This is a genomic window from Streptomyces albidochromogenes (assembly GCF_005981925.1).
Classification (GTDB): Bacteria; Actinomycetota; Actinomycetes; order Streptomycetales; family Streptomycetaceae; genus Streptomyces; species Streptomyces albidochromogenes.
In genome coordinates, this window is sequence record NZ_VBVX01000468.1 from 1 (window position 1) to 3,592 (window position 3,592).

Annotated in this window: 2 protein-coding genes and 2 pseudogenes; all 4 read right to left on the reverse strand. The window is 71.5% G+C overall.

The window, feature by feature from the left end:
- Nucleotides 1–244: pseudogene (locus E2E34_RS32550) on the reverse strand (hypothetical protein); the annotation flags it as partial.
- Between the two features lie 267 nt (nt 245–511).
- The gene (gene prfB, locus E2E34_RS32555; protein ID WP_138905438.1) at nt 512–1,618 is read right to left on the reverse strand and encodes a peptide chain release factor 2; all 1,107 of its coding nucleotides are present in this window, start codon (nt 1,616–1,618) and stop codon (nt 512–514) included.
- A 70-nt stretch (nt 1,619–1,688) separates the two neighbouring features.
- The gene (locus E2E34_RS32560) at nt 1,689–2,933 is read right to left on the reverse strand and encodes a serine/threonine-protein kinase (RefSeq protein ID WP_138905439.1); all 1,245 of its coding nucleotides are present in this window, start codon (nt 2,931–2,933) and stop codon (nt 1,689–1,691) included.
- A gap of 136 nt (nt 2,934–3,069) precedes the next feature.
- Nucleotides 3,070–3,592: pseudogene (locus E2E34_RS35735) on the reverse strand (serine/threonine protein kinase); the annotation flags it as partial.

Here is a 3,592-nt window from a genome sequence, read left to right on the forward strand (position 1 = left end):
GGTCGGCGGGGTCCGCCGGGTCCGCGGGGTCGGCGGGGTCCGCCGGGTCGGCCGGGTCCGCCGGGTCGGCGGCGATGGAGACGTCGACGCCCTCCTGGTCGACGCTGGCGTCGGCGCTCAGGCCGGCCACGTCGACACCGATACCGACGGCCGAAGCGGCGCCCGCGGCGGTCAGCGAAGCACCTGCGGCGATCACCGCACCGGCTGCTATACGCGCAACGCGGATCCGCGTCTTCTTGGTCATCTGGCTGCTACCCCCAGTAGCTGAATTCGTCAGTGGAGCAGCGCAAGGGGCGCCGGACACTGGGGGTTTGAAATTCGCCCCCCGTCACACACGCCCCAGAGATACGCATGCCGCGCGTCAGCTTTGCCACTTTTAAAGGGAGCGTCAAGGTCATTGCGGGCGCGATGTCCGGATTGCAGGGACTTGCCCGTCGTACGAGAATACGACTGTGACACAAAACGCAACTGCCGCCTCAGCGGCGGCAGTTACTGTGTCGACAAAGCGAGTTTACTTCTCCTGCTGCTTGCGCCAGCGAATTCCGGCTTCCAGGAAGCCGTCGATCTCGCCGTCGAGAACCGCCTGCGGGTTGCCGACCTCGAACTCCGTACGCAGGTCCTTGACCATCTGGTAGGGGTGCAGCACGTACGAACGCATCTGGTTGCCCCAGGAGTTGCCGCCGTCGCCCTTGAGCGAGTCCATCAGCGCCTGCTCCTCCTGGCGGCGGCGCTCGAGCAGCTTCGCCTGGAGGACGTTCATGGCGCTCGCCTTGTTCTGGATCTGCGAGCGCTCGTTCTGGCAGGAGACGACGATGCCGGTCGGAACGTGCGTCAGACGGACGGCGGAGTCAGTGGTGTTGACGCCCTGACCGCCCGGGCCGGACGCGCGGTAGACGTCGACCCGCAGCTCGGACTCGTCGATCTCGATGTGGTCCGTCTTCTCGACCACCGGCAGCACCTCGACGCCCGCGAAGGACGTCTGGCGTCGGCCCTGGTTGTCGAAGGGGGAGATGCGCACGAGGCGGTGCGTGCCCTGCTCGACGGAGAGCGTTCCGTAGGCGTACGGCGCCTTGACGACGAAGGTGGCGGACTTGATGCCGGCCTCCTCCGCGTACGACGTCTCGTAGACCTCGGTCGCGTACCCGTGGCGCTCGGCCCAGCGCAGGTACATGCGCATCAGCCGCTCGGCGAAGTCCGAGGCGTCGACGCCGCCGGCCTCCGCGCGGATGTTGACGAGGGCCTCGCGCTCGTCGTACTTGCCGGAGAGGAGCGTGCGCACCTCCATCTCGTCCAGCGCCTTGCGGACGGAGGCGAGCTCGGTCTCCGCCTCCACCAGGGTGTCGGCGTCGTCCTCCATCTCGGCGAGCTCGAAGAGCACCGAGAGGTCGTCGATGCGGCTGCGGAGCGCCTCGGTCTTGCGCAGCTCCGCCTGGAGGTGGGAGAGCTTGCTCGTGATCTTCTGCGCGGCCTCCGGGTCGTCCCACAGGGACGGGGCCGCGGCCTGCTCCTCGAGCACGGCGATATCGGCCCTCATCCTGTCGAGGTCCAGGACGGCCTCGATCGACCCCATGGTCGAGGAGAGGGACTTGAGCTCTTCGGATACATCGACGACTGCCACGGGTCCAGCGTAACGGCTGGGCGGCCGTACGTTCCCCTCCCCCGGAGGAGCGCCTTGTCACTCCCCCGGGCTACGGCTGCGCGGGAGACGACTGCTCGGTGTCCTGCGGGGCTCCGTCCGCCCCCTCGGCCGTCGCCGCCAGCCAGCCGCCCACCCCTATCGCGGCCGCCACCAGCACCGCCGCGCCGCCGAGCACCAGGCGCCGCCTGCGTACGGCGTCCGGCTTGTTCCGGGCCGAGCCGGGGCGGCGCTGGCCCGCGGCCCGGGGGGCGCGGGCCGTTCCGCGCGCTCCTCCGGCCAGTTCGTCGGGGGCGGGGACGCGCATGCTCGTGTGGGTGTCGCGGTTGGAGTCCGGGGCCGAGCCGGGCACCAGGGGGACGGCTCCGCGGCGGCGCGGTTCGTCCGCCGCGCGGGCCTGCGGTTCGTCGTACGCCGGGTACGCCGCCTCCTCGTCCTCGGCGCCCGGCTCGTCCACGTCGAGGGGCGGCATCCCGGCGAGGAGCGGGAGCTGGTCGCGCAGGCGGGCGGAGAGCTCGGAGGCGCGCAAACGGGAGGCCGGGGCCTTCGCCAGGCACTGGACGAGGAGCTGCCACAGCTCCTCGGGGATGCCGGGGAGCGGGACGACGGTCTCGGTGACATGGCGGCGCAGTACGGCGCCGGGGTGGCCGCCGCCGAAGGGGGTGAAGCCCGCGAGCAGCTCGTACAGCACGGTCGCGAGGGCGTAGATGTCGACGGCCGCGCGGGGCGGCAGGCCCTCGACGATCTCGGGGGCGAGGTAGTCGGGCGTACCGATGATCTTCGTGGCGCGGGTGCGGCGCGGGGTGTCGATGAGCTTGGCGACGCCGAAGTCGGTCAGCAGCGCGGGGTGCGCGCCGCCGGGCCCGAGCGGCCCCTCCATGTCCAGCAGGATGTTCTCGGGCTTCACGTCGCGGTGCACCACGCCGGCCGCGTGGGCCGCGGCGAGCCCGTCGGCGACGTCCGCGGCGATCGCGACGGCCGCCTCGGGCGCCAGACGGCGCTCGCGGTCGAGCCGGGTCCGCAGATCCGTACCACGCACGAGGTCCATCACCAGCGCGAGGTCGGTGCCGTCCACCACGAGATCGCGCACGCCGACGACCCGGGGGTGGTCGAGTCCGAGCAGCGCGGTGCGCTCCTGGACGAAGCGTCCGACGAGTTCCTGGTCGGACGCGAGGTCCTCACGCAGGAGCTTGATCGCGACGGGCCCCTCGGGTCCGTCACCGAGCCACACCGTGCCGGCGCTGCCCCGTCCAAGGATCTGGTGGGCCGTGTACCGGCTGCCGATTTTCCGTGCCAAGACTGCTCCCTCAGCGGCTGACGGTCGCCCTGAGGCTACGCGGGTGGGAGCGCTTCCGGAGCCGCGTACGGCGTCAACCTCGACTTCTGGGGGCGAAATCCACCCCCAGAAGTCGACAAATCAACGTACTCGGCCGCTAGGCGCCGGTGGGGCCGCCGAGATCCTTCACGAATTTCGACACGCTGTCGATCCAGTCGCCGATCTGCGCGAAGAAGCTCTTCGTCGTTCCGATCCACTCCTGGAGTCCGGAGAACTCCCAGATCAGCCAGGACGCCACGAACAGCAGGACCAGCGTGAACAGGCAGCCCTTGAGGCAGCCGAGCCCCGGGATGCGCATCGGGTTGGCGCTGCGGCGGCGCGGTTCGCGGGGCTCGCGCGGCGGGCGCGGAGCCGGGGGAGCCGGCTGCTGCGGCGGCGCGTACCGCTGCTGCGGAGGGGGCGGCTGGGGCTGCTGGTACTGCGGCGGAGGCGCCGGGGCGTACCGCTGCGGCTGCTGTCGCTGCTGCCGCTGAGGGCGCTGCTGCTGCCGCTGCGGGGGCTGCTGCGGCTGGCGCTGGGGCCGGCGGCGCAGGGGGTCCTCGCTCGGGTCGAGGTACTGGACCTGCGTCTGCTCGTTGCGGTCACGGGCGGCCCGCAGCTGGTTCTGCCAGGGGTGCGGG